This is a genomic window from Brunnivagina elsteri CCALA 953, assembly GCF_002289455.1.
In the GTDB taxonomy this organism is placed as follows: domain Bacteria; phylum Cyanobacteriota; class Cyanobacteriia; order Cyanobacteriales; family Nostocaceae; genus Brunnivagina; species Brunnivagina elsteri.
The window spans coordinates 1-1112 of sequence record NZ_NTFS01000787.1; the positions used below are offsets into that span (position 1 = coordinate 1).

1 pseudogene is annotated in these 1112 nt (G+C 32.6%); it reads left to right on the plus strand.

What is annotated here, in order from left to right:
- Positions 1-1081, plus strand: a pseudogene (locus CK510_RS30675) (Hsp70 family protein); the annotation flags it as partial.
- Positions 1082-1112 lie beyond the last annotated feature (31 nt).

The window sequence follows — 1112 nt, forward strand, 5'->3', positions numbered from 1 at the left end:
ATTTAAATTTATGCCGTTAGTAAATGGTAAAATAATCGAAGCAATTCTCAATCAACCTTTATCAGAGTTAGAAAATATTAGTTGGAAAAGTGCTTTTGAGAAACAACTATTAGTAGTGAAACAAAAACTAGCAGAACAAGATATTCAACCTAGCGCAATTTTACTAACAGGTAGTGCATCCAAAATGTACTTTATCTTAGATATCTGTCAGAATGTGTTCCCTGAATTGCCCTGTAAACGCGATGGAGAGCCTGAACTTTGCATTGCTAGGGGGCTTGCTCGCTGGGGAAGAGTTTATTTGCGTACTGCTGGTTTTATCGATGAAATAACGAAGTTTTTAGATACCGAACTAACAAGTATTATTGGTAAATATATACCATTTTTCTTAAATAAATTAGCGGAAGAATTAGCAACTGGATTAGTAGATGAAGTCATAAAAACTAGTATTAAGTCTTGGAGGAATCGAAATGTGGTTTCACTCAAAGAATTAGAGATTGAAATTGAAAATAAAGCAAAAATATGGTTAACTAGTAATAATGCAAATCAAATAGTAACTAATTGCTTATTAGATTGGTTAACTCAAGTTCAAAATGAAGTACAGGAACAAACCAATTCCATCTGCCGTAAATATGGTTTACCTTTAGGTACTTTAGGTAGTAAAAAAATTAATCTCAACGAACAAACAGAAAAAGTACCTACATCAATCTCATTTGCCGATTTAACAGGGATTTCTGTATTTGTAGGACATTTAGTTGCTTTAATCGTTGGTGTTGTTCTTGCAGGTTTGTTTCACGTTTTATTATTCGCTGGTATTCTTGCCCCTATTTTGGGTATTGTTGCTTATTTTGCAGGTGAATCTTTGGTTAAAGAAACAGATATTCCTGGTTGGATACGCAATTTAATTTCTGATAAACGAATTGATGATTTAGCAACTCAGAAAAAGCCAGAATTACAGCAAAAAATTTATGAGACGTTAACAACAGACTCGACAATTACAATTAAGTTAGCAAAATCTATTAGCGAATGGTTAACAGAAAGTGTGCGGGAACAAGCTGATAAAGCTAGATTATTGATTGCGTAGTTTTTTCAAAAGCTGATTAAAAATATTAAAT